Here is a 16,897-nt window from a genome sequence, read left to right on the forward strand (position 1 = left end):
CCCGCAAAGGAATAGCCCGATGAAAGCTGTGTTGTGTAAAACCTTGGGGCCGGCACGCAACCTGGTTCTGGAAGAGGTGGCCAGCCCGGTACCGAAGAAAAACGAGATTCTGCTCGAGGTGCATGCGGCCGGGGTCAACTTCCCAGATACCCTGATCATCGAAGGCAAATACCAGTTCCAGCCACCGCTACCGTTTTCACCCGGTGGCGAGGCGGCGGGTGTCGTTGCCGCTGTCGGCGAGCGCGCCGGTGCCTTCCAGGTCGGGGACCGGGTGATGGCCCTCACCGGATGGGGGGCGTTCGCCGAACAGGTGGCCGTGCCGTTCTACAACGTGCTGCCCATCCCCGAAAGCATGGACTTCACCACCGCTGCTGCCTTTGGCATGACCTATGGCACCTCGATGCATGCGCTCAAGCAGCGCGGCCAGTTGCAGCCGGGCGAAACCTTGCTGGTGCTGGGTGCGTCCGGTGGTGTCGGCCTGGCGGCCGTGGAGATCGGCAAAGCCATGGGCGCCAAGGTGATCGCAGCCGCCAGCAGCGCAGAGAAACTGGCCGTGGCCAAGGCTGCAGGGGCGGACGAGTTGATCGACTACAGCCAGGCCAGCCTCAAGGAGGAAATCAAGCGCCTGACCGGCGGCCAAGGGGTAGATGTGATCTACGACCCGGTCGGCGGTGAACTGTTCGACCAGGCCGTGCGCGGGCTGGCGTGGAACGGGCGGCTGCTGGTGGTCGGCTTTGCCAGCGGGACGATTCCACAGATGGCGGCGAACCTGGTACTGCTCAAGGGCGCAGCGGTGCTGGGGGTATTCTGGGGGGCTTTTGCCCAGCGTCAGCCGCAGGACAATGCGGCCAACTTCAACCAGCTGTTTGCCTGGCATGCCGAGGGCAAACTGAAGCCGCTGGTATCGAAGACTTACCCACTGGCCGAGGCGGGCGCGGCGATCGAGCAGTTGGGCCAAAGGAAAGCGGTGGGTAAGCTGGTGCTGCTGGCCAGCTAATCATTGAAAGATACGCTGCCGCTGCAGAGCTCTTCGCCGATAAACGCGCGAAGAGCCCTGCACAGCCCAATCAGACCTCCCGCAGGTTGTGGCAGCGCCGGAACCGCGCTTCGAGGTTGCGGTCGGGCATCTGGTGGCTGCGCAATGCGTTCAACGTCTGCTCGACATACTCACGCGTGGTGCCATAGCGCCCTTTGGCACTGGCAAGAATCTGGCTAAGCAGCGTATCAGGCAGATTGCCGGCGTAGCACGGCAGGTGCCGCTCAAGTACAAAGCCCAAGGCCTGCACCTTGCTGCCATCACCCAGCCGGCAGCTGAGCCAGTGCGGCCGGTACGCCGGGTACGGCATCTCTCTTTGCCACAAGGCCATCAGCGAGTCGTCGAGGTTGCTTTCATCGAGGCGGTAGGCAAAACCGCTGCACGAACCGCCGCGGTCGAGGCCGAATACCAGGCCTGGCGTTTCCGGCGTACCACGATGCTCGTGCGACCACAGGTAAAGGCCACGGTGATAGCCATGCACGCGTGCTCGCTGGCGCTCTACCGAACTGCACTCCGGGCGCCATATCAACGAACCATAGGCGAACAACCAGACCGGGCCACCGTCATGGCGCGACATGGTCGTATGCATCGAGTTGATCAATTGCTCGCGGGTCAGTTGCTGGCCGAAGTCGAGTGCCGGAGGATAAGCGCTTTTCCAGGATAAACTTTCAAGTGCCGACATAAGCTGCCGCCATTATTCCCTGTGAACTACTGATATAGCGAAAGGCCCTGCAGGGCGGGGCTTGCGCCAGCGCCTTGGGAGCCTGCAACCACCTTAGGATAGAACCGCGCCAACACTCAAGCCCTGAAGCCTAAGTTTCACGCGAACTTCCGACGGTTGGAGAGCATTGTTCCAAGTATAGTGAAAGTTATTAGTCAAGGCGGTAAGAATTACCGCCTTATACCCACTACCTGAAACTTCGGTTATTAACCACGCGGTGCGTAGGCAAACACATCCGCACGCATGCGGTGCGCATCCATACCGGCCTCGACCAGGGCATCGAGCGTGGCATAAACCATGTTTGGTGAACCACTGGCATAAACATGAACTGTATTGAGGTCTTGCACGTCCTCGCACACAGCCTCGTGCAACATGCCGCAACGGCCTTCCCAGCCACACAGGTCGCTCACCACCTTGTGCAGGAACAGGTTGGGCAGACGCTCCCATTCGTCCCAGTGCTCGATGGCGTAGAAGTCTTCAGGGCGTCGCACGCCCCAGTAGAGGTGCACCGGGTGCTTGAAGCCCTGGGCGCGGCAATGCTCGACCAGGCTGTGCATCTGCCCCATGCCGGTTCCCGCAGCGATGAGCACCAGTGGTCCATCGGGCAGCTCGGCCAGGTGGGTGTCACCGAATGGCATTTCGATGCGGGCGATAGGGTCACGCTGCAGTTGCGCCAAAAGCTGACGGGCGCTGTCTTCGCGGACCAGCACGTGAAGCTCAAGGTCGCGCCCACTGTGGGGGGCAGACGCCAGGGAGAAGGCCGCCGGCTTGCCGCCCTCGCGCTCGATCATCAGATACTGCCCGGCGTGATAGCGCAGTGGCTTGCCAGCCGGCGCGCGCAAACGCACGCGCCAGACATCGCCACCTACCTCTACGCACTCAATGACGCTGCATGCCAGCTTGCGCACTGGCAGCTCGCCCAGGGCCAGCACACCATCCCAGAGCAGCACGCAGTCCTCCAGCGGTTCGGCGATGCACGTGAACAGCTCACCATGGTCGCGCACCTCACCGTTCTGGCGAACGCGACCTTCGACCAACAATGCGGCGCACACATGGCAATTGCCATTGCGACAGCTGTTCGGGCAGTCATAGCCCAGCCGCCGCGCTCCATCCAGGATCCGTTCCCCGGGTTCGAGCGCCAGCACCGCCCCGGACGGCTGCAACGTTACCTGCATCAATCTATTCCCAACTGGTCCCACAACTCATCGATGCGGCGGGTGACGGCCTCGTCCTTGACGATGACCCGGCCCCATTCGCGTGTAGTCTCGCCCGGCCACTTGTGGGTGGCATCCAGGCCCATCTTCGACCCCAGGCCCGATACCGGCGACGCAAAGTCCAGGTAATCGATCGGCGTGTTGTCGATCATCACCGTATCACGCTTGGGGTCCATGCGCGTGGTGATGGCCCAGATCACGTCATTCCAGTCACGGGCGTTGATGTCGTCGTCGGTTACGATAACGAACTTGGTGTACATGAACTGTCTCAGGAACGACCACACACCCAGCATCACGCGCTTGGCGTGGCCCGGGTACTGCTTCTTCATCGTCACCACCGCCATCCGGTACGAGCACCCTTCCGGCGGCAGGTAGAAGTCGACGATCTCCGGGAACTGCTTTTGCAGGATCGGCACGAACACTTCATTGAGCGCCACGCCGAGGATGGCCGGCTCATCTGGCGGCCGGCCGGTATAGGTGCTGTGGTAGATCGGTTTTTGCCGGTGGGTGATGCGCTCGACGGTGAACACCGGGAAGCTGTCCACTTCGTTGTAGTAGCCGGTGTGGTCACCATAGGGGCCTTCCGGAGCCATCTCCCCCGGGTGGATCACACCTTCAAGGATGATCTCGGCGGTACCCGGCACCTGCAGGTTGCTGCCTCGGCATTTGACCAACTCGGTGCGGTTGCCACGCAAAAGGCCGGCGAAGGCATATTCGGACAGGGTATCGGGCACCGGCGTGACGGCGCCGAGGATGGTTGCCGGGTCGGCACCCAGGGCAACGGCGACAGGGAACGGTTGGCCGGGGTTCTTCTCACACCATTCGCGATAATCCAGGGCACCGCCGCGGTGGCTCAACCAGCGCATGATGACTTTGTTGCGGCCGATGACCTGCTGGCGATAAATGCCCAGGTTCTGGCGGTCCTTGTTCGGGCCGCGGGTCACGGTAAGGCCCCAGGTGATCAGCGGCGCCACGTCGCCCGGCCAGCAGTGCTGGATCGGCAGCTGGCCAAGGTCGACATCATCACCCTCGACCACCACCTCCTGGCAAACAGCATCCTTGACCACCTTCGGCGCCATGGACACGACCTTCTTGAAGATCGGCAGTTTCGACCAGGCATCCTTGAGGCCTTTCGGCGGCTCCGGCTCCTTGAGGAAGGCCAGCAGCTTGCCGATCTCGCGCAGCTCCTCGACCGACTCGGCACCCATACCCATGGCCACCCGCTGCGGGGTGCCGAACAGGTTGCCGAGCACCGGAATGTCGAAGCCCGTGGGCTTTTCGAACAACAACGCCGGGCCCTTTGCACGCAGGGTGCGGTCACACACCTCGGTCATTTCCAGGACGGGGGAGATCGGGACCTGGATGCGCTTGAGTTCACCGCGCTGTTCCAGGCCACGAATGAAGTCGCGCAAGTCGCGATACTGCATGCATGAGCCTCGTGTTGGCCGTATCGGTCGGGGTGCAGAGTGTAGCGCCGTTCAGCGCTCAATGGCCAAAAATGACTTGGGGCCGCTCCGCGCCCCATCGCCGGCAAGACGGCTCCCACAAGGATCGCAGAGGACCTGTAAGAGCCGGCTTGCCGGCGATGGGCTGCGAAGCAGCCCCAATCACTGCCAGCCTGAAACGCTTACTTGCGCTTCATCGACAGGAAGAACTCGTCGTTGGTCTTGGTCTGCTTGAGCTTGTCGACCAAAAACTCGATGGCGGCGATCTCGTCCATCGGGTGCAGCAGCTTGCGCAGGATCCACATGCGCTGCAGTTCGTCATCAGCAGTCAGCAGCTCTTCACGGCGGGTGCCCGAGCGGTTGATGTTGATGGCCGGGAACACACGCTTCTCGGCGATCCGACGGTCCAGGGGCAGTTCCATGTTGCCGGTACCCTTGAACTCTTCGTAGATCACTTCGTCCATCTTCGAGCCGGTTTCTACCAGCGCGGTGGCGATGATGGTCAGCGAACCGCCTTCCTCGATGTTACGCGCAGCGCCGAAGAAACGCTTCGGCTTCTCCAGGGCGTGGGCATCGACACCACCGGTCAGCACCTTGCCGGAGCTCGGGATCACGGTGTTGTAGGCACGCGCCAGACGGGTGATGGAGTCCAGCAGGATGACCACATCCTTCTTGTGCTCGACCAGGCGCTTGGCCTTCTCGATGACCATTTCGGCAACCTGCACGTGGCGGGTTGGCGGCTCATCGAAGGTCGAGGCAACCACTTCACCGCGCACGGTGCGCTGCATTTCGGTCACTTCTTCCGGGCGCTCGTCGATCAGCAGAACGATCAGGTGGCACTCGGGGTTGTTACGGGTGATGTTGGCCGCGATGTTCTGCAGCATGATCGTTTTACCCGCTTTCGGCGGGGCGACGATCAGGCCACGCTGGCCCTTGCCGATCGGCGCGCACAGGTCGATGACGCGGCCGGTCAGGTCTTCGGTGGAACCGTTGCCGGCTTCCATCTTCAGGCGCTTGTTCGGGAACAGCGGCGTCAGGTTTTCGAAGAGGATCTTGTTCTTCGCGTTTTCCGGGCGATCGAAGTTGATCGTGTCGACCTTGAGCAGCGCGAAGTAACGCTCCCCTTCCTTCGGCGGGCGGATCTTGCCGACGATGGTATCGCCGGTACGCAGGTTGAAGCGGCGGATCTGGCTGGGCGAGACGTAGATGTCGTCAGGGCCGGCCAGATAGGACGCATCAGCCGAACGCAGGAAACCGAAACCATCCTGGAGAATCTCCAGCACGCCGTCACCTGAGATCTCTTCGCCGCTTTTCGCGTGCTTTTTCAGCAGGGCGAAAATCACGTCCTGTTTGCGCGAACGGGCCATGTTTTCGATGCCCATCTGTTCGGCCATTTCCAGCAGATCGGTAATCGGCTTTTGCTTGAGTTCAGTCAGGTTCATAAGGGGAATGACGTAATCATGTATGAAGGGAGGATTAAGCTTCTGGCTTAATGAAGCCGCGCCGCTAGAAGGCGATAGGATCGCGCACAGATTCTAATTAGGAGTGCGTCGGCGACGGCGTGCAGGGGGCACTGGAGAAACAGTGCGAGGCCGAATGTAACACTTGCTTTTTTCGACGTCTAGTGGGTTGGAAAAGAAAAGCCCCGGAATTTCCGGGGCTTTTTCACATCACAGGTGGGCGTCGAGGAACGCGGCCAGCTGGGATTTGGACAAGGCGCCGACCTTGGTGGCCTCGACGTTGCCGTTCTTGAACAGCATCAGCGTCGGGATGCCACGCACGCCGTGCTTGGCCGGGGTTTCCTGGTTGTCGTCGATGTTCAGCTTGGCGACGGTCAGTTTACCCTCATAGGTGGTGGCGATGTCGTCCAGCACCGGAGCGATCATCTTGCATGGGCCGCACCATTCAGCCCAGTAGTCGACCAGCACCGGGCCTTGGGCTTGCAGGACTTCGGCCTCAAAGGTGGCGTCGGTGACGTGTTTGATAAGATCGCTGCTCATGGATATCTCCAGGGTCGTAAGCAAAAAACGTGGCCCATCATAGCCGCACCCACGCGCTACAGGAAGTCGCGGACGATTGAGTGTCACTATAGTTGTGCAAGACGCCACGAATCGAAACTGTCACAGAAGTGTCATAGCATCGACTGGCACATTGCCTTGCATCAAGCCCTGGCGAGTCGCGCGTTGGCGACAGCCTGCTAACGTGGCACGATTGCCGGGTTACCGACCGAGACTACTCAGATCATGCCGCATACCTTAGCGAAGAACCTGTCCCTGATTGCCGCCATCGACCTGGGCTCCAACAGTTTCCACATGGTCGTGGCCAAGGCTCACCATACCGAGATCCGCATCCTGGAGCGGCTCGGGGAAAAGGTTCAGCTCGCCGCTGGCATCGACGAAGCACGCATGCTCAGCGAAGAAGCCATGGTCCGGGGCCTGGAATGCCTGAAGCGCTTTGCCCAGCTGATCAACGGCATGCCTGCGGGGGCCGTGCGCATCGTTGGCACCAACGCCCTGCGCGAGGCGCGCAACCGCAACGAATTCATCCAGCGTGCCGAAGTGATCCTCGGCCACCCCGTGGAAGTGATCTCCGGCCGCGAAGAAGCGCGCCTGATCTACCTGGGCGTGTCCCACACCCTGGCCGACACCCCTGGTAAACGCCTGGTCGCCGATATCGGCGGTGGCAGCACCGAGTTCATCATCGGCCAGCGCTTTGAGCCGCTGCTGCGTGAAAGCCTGCAGATGGGCTGCGTCAGCTTCACCCAGCGCTATTTCCGCGATGGCAAGATCACCCCGGCCCGCTACGCCCAGGCCTACACTGCCGCGCGCCTGGAGCTGATGAGCATCGAGAATGCCCTGCATCGCCTGACCTGGGATGAAGCGATAGGCTCCTCCGGGACCATCCGTGCCATCGGCGCCGCCATCAAGGCCGCTGGCCTGGGCAATGGCGAGGTCAACGCCGAGGGGCTGGCGTGGGTCAAACGCAAGCTGTTCAAACTGGGCGAGGCCGACAAGATCGACTTCGACGGGGTCAAACCCGACCGCCGCGCCATCTTCCCGGCCGGCATGGCGATTCTCGAGGCGATTTTCGACGCGCTGGAACTGCAACGCATGGACCATTGCGATGGCGCGCTGCGTGAAGGTGTGCTGTTCGACCTGCTTGGCCGCCACCACCACGAAGACGTGCGCGAACGCACCCTGAACTCGTTGATGGAGCGCTACCACGTCGATCAGGGCCAGGCTGCGCGCGTCGAGCGCAAGGCGCTGCACGCCTTTGACCAAGTGGCCAAGGCATGGGGCCTTGAAGAGGGTAACTGGCGCGATCTACTGGGCTGGGCAGCCAAAATTCACGAAATTGGCCTGGACATTGCCCATTACCACTACCACAAGCATGGTGCCTACCTGATCGAGCACTCCGACCTGTCGGGCTTCTCGCGTGAAGACCAGCAGATGATGGCGCTGCTGGTACGTGGCCACCGCCGCAACATCCCCAAGGACAAGTTCGCCGAACTCGGCGATGAAGGCGTGAAACTGCTGCGCCTGTGCGTACTGCTGCGCTTCGCCATTCTGTTCCACCACATCCGTGGCACCCAACAGATGCCCAAGGTGCAACTGCAGGCCGCAGACAATAGCCTCGACGTGGCCTTCCCGGCCGGCTGGCTGGAGCAGAACCAGCTGACCCAGGCCGACTTCGCCAACGAGGCGGAGTGGCTGGCCCGGGTCAACTTCGTCCTCAGCGTACGTTAAGTACCGGGTTGCTCAGGCGCTCCAGCAGGGTCGCCTGGGCACTGCGCGGGTTCTGGTTGCCGGTCGGGCTGCTGCGCACATAGCGCCCGTCGGGCTGCAGCGTCCAGGCATGGGTGTTGTCGGTCAGGTAGCCTTCCAGCTCCTTCTTCACCCGCAGCAACAGCTTCTTGCCCTCCACCGGGAAGCAGGTCTCGACACGCTTGTCGAGGTTGCGCTCCATCCAGTCGGCGCTGGACAGGTAGATCTGCTCTTCGCCGCCGTTGAGGAAGTAGAACACCCGGGTATGCTCCAGGAAGCGGCCGATGATCGAGCGCACCTGGATATTGTGCGAAACCCCCGGGATGCCTGGGCGCAAGCAGCACATGCCACGCACCACCAGGTCGATCTTCACGCCCGACTGGCTGGCCTTGTACAGGGCCTTGATGACCTTGGCATCGGTCAGCGAGTTGAACTTGGCGATGATGTGCGCGGGTTTGCCTTCCAGGGCGAACTGGGTTTCCCGGGCAATCATGTCGAGCATGCCCTTTTTCAGGGTGAACGGCGCGTGCAGCAGTTTTTTCATGCGCAAGGTCTTGCCCATGCCGATCAACTGGCTGAACAGCTTGCCGACGTCCTCGGTGAGGGCATCGTCGGAGGTCAGCAGGCTGTAGTCGGTGTACAGGCGAGCATTACCGGCGTGGTAGTTACCGGTGCCCAGGTGGGCGTAGCGGACGATCTCGCCCTGCTCGCGGCGCAGGATCAGCATCATCTTGGCATGGGTCTTGAAGCCAACCACGCCATATATCACCACGGCGCCGGCAGCCTGCAGGCGGCTGGCCATCTGCAGGTTGGACTCTTCGTCAAAGCGCGCGCGCAACTCGATCACCGCGGTGACTTCCTTGCCGTTTCGTGCTGCATCCACCAGCGCGTCGACAATTTCCGAGTTGGCGCCGGAGCGGTACAGCGTCTGACGAACGGCGAGCACGTGCGGGTCCTTGGCGGCCTGGCGCAGCAGGTCGACCACAGGAGTGAAGGACTCGAACGGGTGCATCAGCAGGATGTCCTGCTTGCTGATGACACTGAAGATGTTGTCGGCGTTGACCAGCAGCTTGGGGATCGCCGGGGTGAACGGCGTGTACTGCAGCTCCGGGTGGCTGTCCAGGCCGGTGATGCTGAACAGGCGGGTCAGGTTGACCGGGCCGTTGACCTGGTACAACTCGCTCTCGCTCAGGCTGAACTGCTTGAGCAGGTAGTCGGACAGGTGCTTGGGGCAGGTGTCGGCCACTTCCAGGCGCACGGCATCGCCGTATCGGCGCGAGAACAGCTCACCGCGCAGGGCGCGCGCCAGGTCGTCGACTTCTTCCGAATCCAGCGCCAGGTCGGCGTTACGGGTCAGGCGGAACTGGTAGCAACCCTTGACCTTCATGCCCTGGAACAGGTCGTCGGCATGGGCGTGGATCATCGAGGACAGGAACACGTAGTTGTCCCCAGGGCCACCGACCTCTTCCGGCACACGAATGACCCGCGGCAGCAGGCGCGGTGCCGGGATGATCGCCAGGCCCGAATCACGACCGAAGGCATCGACGCCTTCGAGTTCTACGATGAAGTTAAGGCTCTTGTTCACCAGCAACGGGAACGGGTGCGTCGGGTCCAGACCGATCGGGGTGATGATCGGTGCAATCTCGTCACGGAAGTAGCGGCGCACCCAGGTCTTTAGCTTGGGCGTCCAGTACCGGCGGCGGATGAAGCGGATCGCGTGCTTTTCCAGTTCCGGCAGCAACACATCATTGAGGATCGCGTACTGGCGATCAACTTCGGTGTGCACCAGCTCGCTGATGCGCGCCAGCGCCTGATGCGGCTGCAGGCCGTCGGCACCGGCCTGTTCACGAGCAAAGTTGATCTGCTTCTTCAAGCCCGCCACGCGGATCTCGAAGAACTCATCGAGGTTGCTGGAGAAGATCAGCAGGAATTTCAGGCGCTCGAGCAGCGGGTAGGACTCATCCAGCGCCTGCTCCAGCACGCGGATGTTGAACTGCAGCTGCGACAGCTCGCGATGAATGTACAGGCTGCTGTCGTCCAGGCTCGGGATGGCGATGGCCGGCGCGGGGGCAGCATGCACGGGCGCGGGGGGTGCGGCCTCTACTGCAGGCTCCGGGGCCTCTGGCAGATCCGGCGGGGTCTGCACCATCTCTTCGGGGACCGCCTGGGCGTCCTTGATCGCGACAGGGGTTAGCACTTCATTATTCATCTGGCGTTCCTGGAGGACGTTAACGCCCTATCATCAATTGAGCGGGACGATAAGCGGCCATTATGACGTCTGTGTTACATCTATAGGCAAGCCCGCGACTTGTGGCTGAAGCCATTGTCCTTGTACGAATTGTTCACGTCGAGACACATCTGGACACTTTCACGAACGCGCGTGAAGGGGTAGGCTGCGCGTTCATTTCGCCAGCACCTCAGAAAATGCTTCAACAATTCCTGCAGGATTTCGGCTATTTTGCCCTTTTTCTAGGCACCTTCTTTGAAGGCGAGACCATCCTGGTGCTTGCAGGATTCCTTGCGTTCCGCGGGTACATGGACATCAGCCTGGTGGTGATCGTGGCGTTCTTCGGCAGCTATGCCGGCGACCAGCTGTGGTACTTCATGGGCCGCCGCCACGGGCGCAAGATCCTGGCGCGCAAGCCGCGCTGGCAGGCCATGGGCGACCGGGCGCTGGAACATATCCGCCGCCACCCCGACATCTGGGTACTGAGCTTCCGCTTCGTCTATGGCCTGCGCACGGTCATGCCCGTGGCTATCGGCCTGTCCGGCTACCCACCCCGCCGTTATCTGCTGCTCAACGGCATCGGCGCAGCCGTCTGGGCCTTGGCCCTGGGCGCAGCCGCGTACCACTTCGGCGCCATTCTTGAAGGCATGCTGGGCAACGTGAAGAAGTACGAGCTATGGGTGCTCGGTGGCCTGCTGCTGCTCGGCGCCCTGCTGTGGCTGCGGCGGCGTTTTCGCACCTTGCGCGCCGAGCGCAAGGCCGCGGCACAGGCCCAGGCCGCCGAGGCTGAGCAGGCTGTAAAGCGCGAGCAGGGCCCAGACCAAGGGCGTGACAACCCCTAAGCCCAAAGCGCCAGCCAGATACAGCGCGGGCGCATTCAACAACAGGCGCGCCAGCTCCAGGCGCCCTGCCCACGGCCGATTTTCCAGGGCCGCGCCCAAGGCAAACAACCCCAGCGCCATCACCGACCAGCCCAGCACCAGGGCCGCCGTCGGCACCTGCTCTGCAACACCCATCAGGTAGCTGCCCAATGCCACGTAAACGGCGAACTGCAGCACCACATAAACCTGCTGCGCCCGCCCCAGGGCAACCTCGAACTTACGGAACAGCGCCAGGTTCTGCTTGGCCTGTGGATAACGCGCGGCCACATCCGCCGGCCGCCAGCCAGTGGGCATGAACCAGATACGCAGTTTGTCCCACAGGCTATCGGTGCGCCGGGCATCGTCCCAGAGCTGGGCATAGAACTGCAGGTTGGCCCACAACGGGTTCCAGCTGGCCAACGGCGTGGTCACGCCAAACACCACCGGCTCGGCCGGGTCTTCTTCCTTGAAGGTGCCAAACAGACGGTCCCAAAGAATGAACACACCGCCGTAGTTGCGATCCAAGTAAACAGTATTTTGCGCATGGTGGACGCGATGGTTGGACGGTGTGATCAGTATCCATTCGAGCCAGCCCAACTTGGGAATGTGCCGGGTGTGCACCCAGAACTGGTACAGCAGGTTGAGCGACGCCACTGTAATGAACACCCCTGGCGACACGCCGATCAGCGCCAGCGGCAGGTAGAAGATCCACGAAAAAAGGAAGCCGCTACTGGTCTGGCGCAACGCGGTGGTGAGGTTGTACTCCTCGCTCTGGTGATGCACCGAATGGGCTGCCCACAGCACATTGCGCTCATGCCCCAAGCGGTGCAGCCAGTAATAGCAGAAGTCGTACAGCACGAACGCCACCAACCAGACCCAGACGGCGTGGTCCGGCAGGTGCAGCAGCGCCAGATGCTCCCACGCCAGTGCATAGGTCACCAGCCCTGCCCCCTTGGTCAGCAGCCCGGTACTGGTGGACAGCACGCCGGTGCTCAGGCTGTTGATCGAATCGGCCAGCGTGAAATTGCGCTGGCCGCGCACATGGTCGGCGACCAGTTCAACCGCGATCAGCACGAAAAAGAACGGTACGGCCAGCAGAATCAGGTCCATGGACAGCTGCCTCGAAGGGTATCCACACAGATTAGGATGCACCCAAGGCAACCCCTATGGCCACATCTGCCAAACTAGAGGACATTTAGCGCCTCGACACTGGAGTAATGAGCATGACGAAAAAAGTAGCGGTGATTCTTTCCGGCTGTGGCGTCTACGATGGCGCCGAAATCCATGAAAGCGTGATCACCCTGCTGCGCCTCGACCAGCGCGGCGCACAGGTGCAGTGCTTCGCGCCGAACATCGCGCAGATGCATGTGATCAACCACCTCACCGGTGAGCAGATGCCTGAGTCGCGCAATGTACTGGTGGAATCGGCGCGCATCGCCCGCGGCGAGGTCAAGGACATCAGCGAGGCCAGGGCCGAGGACTTCGACGCGCTGATCGTGCCGGGTGGTTTCGGGGCGGCGAAGAACCTGTCCGACTTTGCCGTCGAAGGTAGCGATTGCACGGTCAACCCGCAGGTACTGGCCTTGGCCGAGGCCTTTGCCGAAGCTTGCAAGCCGGTTGGCCTGATGTGCATTTCACCGGCACTGGCGGCCAAGATCTACGGCCCTGGCGTGGTCTGCACCATCGGGAACGATGCCGATACTGCTGCTGCGGTGACCAAGATGGGTGGCACCCATGAAGAGTGCGATGTGCATGACATCGTTGAGGACACCCAGCGCAAGCTGGTGACCACGCCGGCGTACATGGTGGCCAAGTCGATCAGCGAGGCGGCTGGCGGCATTTACAAGCTGGTGGATCGCGTGCTGGAAATGACCCACGAGGCTGACTGATCAGCCCTTGGCCAAGCGGGCCAGAATACGGTCCAGCGCATTGGCGAACGCCTGCTTTTCGCGTTCGCCATAAGGCCCCTGCCCTCCGCCGGCCTGGCCCTGCTCGCGCAACTCGGTAAACAGGTTGCGCACTGCCAGCCGGTCGCCCATGTTGCGCTCGTCGAATTCACGGCCGCGTGGGTCCAGCGCCGCTACCCCCTTCTTGATCAGGCGGTCGGCCAGCGGCACGTCGCTGCAGATGACCAGCTCACCTGGCACGGCGTGCTCGACCAGGTAATCATCGGCGGCATCCATGCCGCTGGGTACCACGATCAGCCGCACAACGGCGAAGGCCGGTTTGGCCACGGCCTGCCCGGCCACCATGACCACCTCGAGCTTGCGCTTGAGGGCGAATTTGACGATCAGGTCCTTGGCTGCCTTGGGGCAGGCGTCGGCGTCGATCCATATGCGCATTGCGTTTTCCTCTTGAAGCAGGAGGGGCTTTGCCCGATGCCGTTCAGTTGAGCGATTTGGGGCCGCTTTGCGGCCCATCGCCGGCAAGCCAGCTCCCACAGGTATCGCGCAGCTCTTGAGCTCTGCGCTGTACCTGTGGGAGCTGGCTTGCCGGCGATGGGCTGCGTAGCAGCCCCGAAACGGCCATGTTACTCGTCCCGGCGAAAGAAACACGCAATGGCACATCTATTTCAACGGCCCTGTGCAGTTGCAGAAGCAGCAATCGCAACAAATGGAGCCTGCGCAGCCTCAGTGAGCCTCGTTCATCCCCCGCTCCAGATCATCGATCAATGCCTTGGCCATCTCGCTGAGAATCCGCGCCGCGCTGCCAGCGATGCGGTCGTTTTCCATTTCTGCTTCGGTGGTGAGGTGGCGGATGCAGCCGAGCAGTACGGAAAGCTGCGAGAACGCATGATCGAACGGAACATCAGGCCTGAGGCTGAACAGGTCGAAGGTTTCTACGCCTGCCGTTGATGCTTGGTTGAGGCCCTCGCTCATTGTGATGCTCCTTGCGCACCGGCGTGCTCGTTCAGCGCATTGATCATCCGGCACAGCAGGCGGATGTTCATGCCCATGGCGTCACGCACAGGGCCTTGCGGGCTGTCGAGCAGCACGCTGGAGGTCTGTTTGATGGTCAGGGTCAAAGCGCAGATTAGTGCGTTGCACTCTTGGGTGTTGGGCGGTTCCGGGAGCGAGATGGCGGGAGGGTCGAGCAGAAGCAGGGCGGATGGAGGTGGATCTGGGACGAGCTTTTTCATGGCGGATCTCCGTATGTTGGGCTGACCTGCCTTCCTCCTCGTCTCACGGATTTGGGTGGCAGTCGTGCACGGGGTGAGACCCGGGACATACGGTAACCCCGGCCAGACCGAAGCCTGCCCGCGCACGACCGCCATGGAGCGGCGCTACCGAATGTGAACCGGGTGTCTCACGCCCGATCGCCTTGCGAGGCGACCCGAGGACATTATTCCCGGAGCGCTTGCCAGCCAAGACGGCACCTTCCGATAGGCGTCGTAGGATAAGTCGCCAGAGTGAACGAACAGAAGCATTTGGTTTCAGGTTCAGAAATGTCTTACGGCTTGCGACTGCTGCGAGGGCTTCGCCCTCGATCGCCGGCAAGCCGGCTCCCACAAGTACAGTGCAGACCTCAAGAACTGCGCGTTCCCTGTGGGCTTGCCGGCGATTGGCCACCCCGCGGAAACAGCAGGTACCAATTGCGTCCAACCTGATAAAACCGTCGCTACTAGCCTCACAGGCAAACCATAGGAGGCAGGGAACATGGATCGTCCCCATTCAAATCAGCTAAGGCTTGGCCGGTTCTCAGAAAGGCATCGGTTGTACCTTCTCACCAGCACCACATTGCACAGGGCCCCTGTACTGGGTGGGTTTCACTCGGCCCGCTTGTTGGTCAGCCAGCTACGCCAGGCCGAGGCAGAAGGTGCGGCGCGGTCTTTAGCCTGGGTGGTAATGCCTGATCATTTCCACTGGTTGATCGAGCTGGGGCCGGTGAGCCTGAAAACGTTGATGCGCCGGGTGAAGTCGCACAGCACCTGTGCCATCAACCGCCATCTCGGGCGATATGGGAGGCTTTGGCAGAAGGGGTTTCATGACCGGGCGTTGCGGCGAGAAGAAGACGTGCAGGCTGTGGCGCGGTACATCGTCTTGAACCCTAAGCGCGCAGGTCTGGTTGAGCGGGTGGGGGATTATCCGCATTGGGACGCGATCTGGGTTTGACTGCCATGGCCACATCGCCTGCCCCGTGTCACCGTGGCAGATCGAGCAGTTGTGTGCATACAACGAAGCACCACGGGCGGGGTCCGGGGGTAATCACCGGCGCCTGACGGACTTCGTAGGCCACGGCCAGGCGCGCGCCCAACTGGCCGTCACGCACGGTCGGCGGATAGTCGGCACCGATATAGTCGAGCAAACCCTAAAAATCATAATTTTCTTTGTAGCGTGAGAAACATTTGCCTGATGATGCCGAAGTGAGGATTTCCGCAATGAAGGCTGTCGGCTACTCACGTTTAAACCGAGTGTCTCACGCCCGATCGCCTTGCAAGGTGACCTGAGCACAGTATTCCGGGAACACTTTCCAGCCAAAACGACACCTTCCGACAGACGCCGTAGGATAATTCGACTGAAGCATTTGGTTTTATATTCGGAAATTTCTTACGACTGCAGGGTTGGCAATATGCCGCGTACGCTACGCATGCCCTCCCACCTGGCGAATAATCACGGTTTTACCCTCCACCTCAAAGTGAACACGGGTACCGCCATTGAGGCGGAACTGATAAATCCCTAAATCTTTCCTATAAAGTTTGTAGTCTACATCACCTAAAGGCAATACAGCTTCCCAAGGCGGCAGCCCCTTATTGTGAATCGAATTTTGAAATTCATCGAATTTCTGCTGCTCAACTTTAGTCAGTACTTTCAAATTTTTTCTCACGTCCGCCTTGTTTAGTTTCCAGCCTTGGTTTTCTTCTGAGAATGCGTTTGAAAATACAGAGCTTGGTGAGCTGTACCGTTCACCCAATGGAGGGCTCCCTCCTGACAAGGGGGAGGGGGAGGATAATAATGACGAGTTGGAGGCAGTCGAAATAGATCGGTTCATCGCAGGCTTCCTCGAAGCGCGGGTCTTCTGCGAATTGGGAGACACAATCAATGAGTGAGGCCTTTTCATGTGTGCCGGCAATACTCCCTTAGTAGGCATATGCCCGGTCGGGTCACTGAAATTGACAGGATCACCGGAGACATACGCATAGCCATTCAACCCACCCTCGCCAAATGGGCTCAAGCTGTCAGTACTTTGAAAGCGCATCAGCACAGGGTTGTACAGACGATAGCCCAAACCTAGAAAATAGTGCCCTGTCACAGCGTCCCGTGTTTCTCCATTGAAACCGGGCAACCCTGGGAGATCGGCGCTTTCCTGCTTGGAGCCGTAAGGTGGGTAGGCAAAACTTTGTGCTTCGCCGCTTACCGAAGCCATGAGCACAGAGTCTTTGGCGTCCATCGTAAGCACTACGGTTTGCAGTGCGTTGTCGTCACAACGCAACTGCGCTAACAGTAAGCCCCTCGCCCGCAACACCGTTCGCGTTGACTGGCCCTCCACCTGTGTCACAAGCCGGTCTTGCGCGTAAAAAAACTGGGTACAGGACAGTTCTCGACCCTGCGTGTTCTGGCTCATGGTGGTTTGACCTCGTATCGGGCCCAGACCATGCTGATGCAGTTCGTGGCAGCTCGCTACTGGCAAAA

General features: G+C 60.9%; 15 protein-coding genes and 2 pseudogenes. 5 read left to right on the forward strand and 12 right to left on the reverse strand.

What is annotated here, in order from left to right; all coding sequences use genetic code 11:
• The first annotated feature begins 19 nt into the window (after positions 1 to 19).
• A complete protein-coding gene (locus ACMGF5_RS07920; RefSeq protein WP_046788193.1) occupies positions 20 to 997 on the forward strand; it encodes an NADPH:quinone oxidoreductase family protein in 978 nt (325 codons plus the stop codon).
• 70 nt (positions 998 to 1,067) lie between these two features.
• Here ACMGF5_RS07920 and ACMGF5_RS07925 read toward each other — a convergent pair whose 3' ends face one another.
• The 5 genes from ACMGF5_RS07925 to trxA all read right to left on the reverse strand — a co-directional run bounded on the left by ACMGF5_RS07925 (position 1,068) and on the right by trxA (position 6,416).
• Positions 1,068 to 1,718 carry a gamma-glutamylcyclotransferase gene (locus tag ACMGF5_RS07925; protein ID WP_046788192.1) on the reverse strand — a complete coding sequence of 217 codons (651 nt, stop codon included), beginning with the start codon at positions 1,716 to 1,718 and terminating at the stop codon, positions 1,068 to 1,070.
• A 245-nt stretch (positions 1,719 to 1,963) separates the two neighbouring features.
• Positions 1,964 to 2,932 (reverse strand): CDP-6-deoxy-delta-3,4-glucoseen reductase, encoded by a 969-nt coding sequence (locus ACMGF5_RS07930; RefSeq protein WP_046788191.1) that lies wholly within the window; start codon positions 2,930 to 2,932, stop codon positions 1,964 to 1,966.
• Positions 2,932 to 4,398, reverse strand: coding sequence for a 4-hydroxy-3-polyprenylbenzoate decarboxylase (gene ubiD, locus ACMGF5_RS07935; RefSeq protein ID WP_414157701.1), 1,467 nt, complete (start codon positions 4,396 to 4,398; stop codon positions 2,932 to 2,934). The genes ACMGF5_RS07930 and ubiD overlap by 1 nt, the downstream gene beginning before the upstream one ends.
• A gap of 200 nt (positions 4,399 to 4,598) precedes the next feature.
• Positions 4,599 to 5,858 carry a transcription termination factor Rho gene (gene rho / locus ACMGF5_RS07940; RefSeq protein WP_003253661.1) on the reverse strand — a complete coding sequence of 420 codons (1,260 nt, stop codon included), beginning with the start codon at positions 5,856 to 5,858 and terminating at the stop codon, positions 4,599 to 4,601.
• Positions 5,859 to 6,086: 228 nt separating this feature from the next.
• On the reverse strand, positions 6,087 to 6,416 hold the full coding sequence (gene trxA, locus ACMGF5_RS07945) for a thioredoxin TrxA (RefSeq protein WP_012316792.1): 330 nt from the start codon (positions 6,414 to 6,416) through the stop codon (positions 6,087 to 6,089).
• Positions 6,417 to 6,659: 243 nt separating this feature from the next.
• On the opposite strand from trxA, the gene ppx reads away from it, so the two are divergent.
• Positions 6,660 to 8,162, forward strand: a complete 1,503-nt coding sequence (gene ppx / locus ACMGF5_RS07950) for an exopolyphosphatase (RefSeq protein WP_414157702.1) — start codon at positions 6,660 to 6,662, stop codon at positions 8,160 to 8,162.
• Here the strand turns inward: ppx and ppk1 are convergent.
• Positions 8,149 to 10,329, reverse strand: coding sequence for a polyphosphate kinase 1 (ppk1, locus tag ACMGF5_RS07955; RefSeq protein ID WP_376778896.1), 2,181 nt, complete (start codon positions 10,327 to 10,329; stop codon positions 8,149 to 8,151). The two genes, ppx and ppk1, sit on opposite strands and share 14 nt — an antisense overlap.
• A gap of 275 nt (positions 10,330 to 10,604) precedes the next feature.
• Between ppk1 and ACMGF5_RS07960 the strand changes: the two genes are divergently transcribed.
• On the forward strand, positions 10,605 to 11,249 hold the full coding sequence (locus tag ACMGF5_RS07960) for a DedA family protein (protein WP_012316795.1): 645 nt from the start codon (positions 10,605 to 10,607) through the stop codon (positions 11,247 to 11,249).
• A gap of 501 nt (positions 11,250 to 11,750) precedes the next feature.
• On the opposite strand, the pseudogene ACMGF5_RS07965 reads toward ACMGF5_RS07960, so the two are convergent.
• Positions 11,751 to 12,377, reverse strand: a pseudogene (locus ACMGF5_RS07965) (sterol desaturase family protein); the annotation flags it as partial.
• A gap of 113 nt (positions 12,378 to 12,490) precedes the next feature.
• On the opposite strand from ACMGF5_RS07965, the gene elbB reads away from it, so the two are divergent.
• Positions 12,491 to 13,156, forward strand: a complete 666-nt coding sequence (gene elbB / locus ACMGF5_RS07970; RefSeq protein ID WP_115273149.1) for an isoprenoid biosynthesis glyoxalase ElbB — start codon at positions 12,491 to 12,493, stop codon at positions 13,154 to 13,156.
• Here elbB and ACMGF5_RS07975 read toward each other — a convergent pair whose 3' ends face one another.
• The 3 genes from ACMGF5_RS07975 to ACMGF5_RS07985 form a co-directional block, all read right to left on the reverse strand.
• Positions 13,157 to 13,609 (reverse strand): YaiI/YqxD family protein, encoded by a 453-nt coding sequence (locus ACMGF5_RS07975; RefSeq protein ID WP_012316798.1) that lies wholly within the window; start codon positions 13,607 to 13,609, stop codon positions 13,157 to 13,159. It lies immediately after the preceding gene.
• Between the two features lie 288 nt (positions 13,610 to 13,897).
• Complete coding sequence (locus ACMGF5_RS07980) at positions 13,898 to 14,146, reverse strand: DUF3077 domain-containing protein (protein ID WP_115273150.1); 249 nt, start codon at positions 14,144 to 14,146, stop codon at positions 13,898 to 13,900.
• Complete coding sequence (locus tag ACMGF5_RS07985; protein ID WP_012316800.1) at positions 14,143 to 14,406, reverse strand: hypothetical protein; 264 nt, start codon at positions 14,404 to 14,406, stop codon at positions 14,143 to 14,145. The genes ACMGF5_RS07980 and ACMGF5_RS07985 overlap by 4 nt, the downstream gene beginning before the upstream one ends.
• 517 nt (positions 14,407 to 14,923) lie before the next feature.
• Here ACMGF5_RS07985 and ACMGF5_RS07990 point away from each other — a divergent pair.
• Entirely contained in the window at positions 14,924 to 15,379 is a 456-nt protein-coding gene (locus ACMGF5_RS07990) for an REP-associated tyrosine transposase (protein WP_115273151.1), read from the forward strand.
• A gap of 6 nt (positions 15,380 to 15,385) precedes the next feature.
• On the opposite strand, the pseudogene ACMGF5_RS07995 reads toward ACMGF5_RS07990, so the two are convergent.
• Both ACMGF5_RS07995 and ACMGF5_RS08000 read right to left on the reverse strand, forming a co-directional pair.
• Positions 15,386 to 15,572, reverse strand: a pseudogene (locus ACMGF5_RS07995) (hypothetical protein); the annotation flags it as partial.
• 276 nt (positions 15,573 to 15,848) lie between these two features.
• Positions 15,849 to 16,829 (reverse strand): RHS repeat-associated core domain-containing protein, encoded by a 981-nt coding sequence (locus ACMGF5_RS08000; RefSeq protein WP_414157703.1) that lies wholly within the window; start codon positions 16,827 to 16,829, stop codon positions 15,849 to 15,851.
• Positions 16,830 to 16,897: the final 68 nt, after the last annotated feature.

This window comes from Pseudomonas sp. BNK-15 (genome assembly GCF_047456105.1).
In the GTDB taxonomy this organism is placed as follows: domain Bacteria; phylum Pseudomonadota; class Gammaproteobacteria; order Pseudomonadales; family Pseudomonadaceae; genus Aquipseudomonas; species Aquipseudomonas putida_E.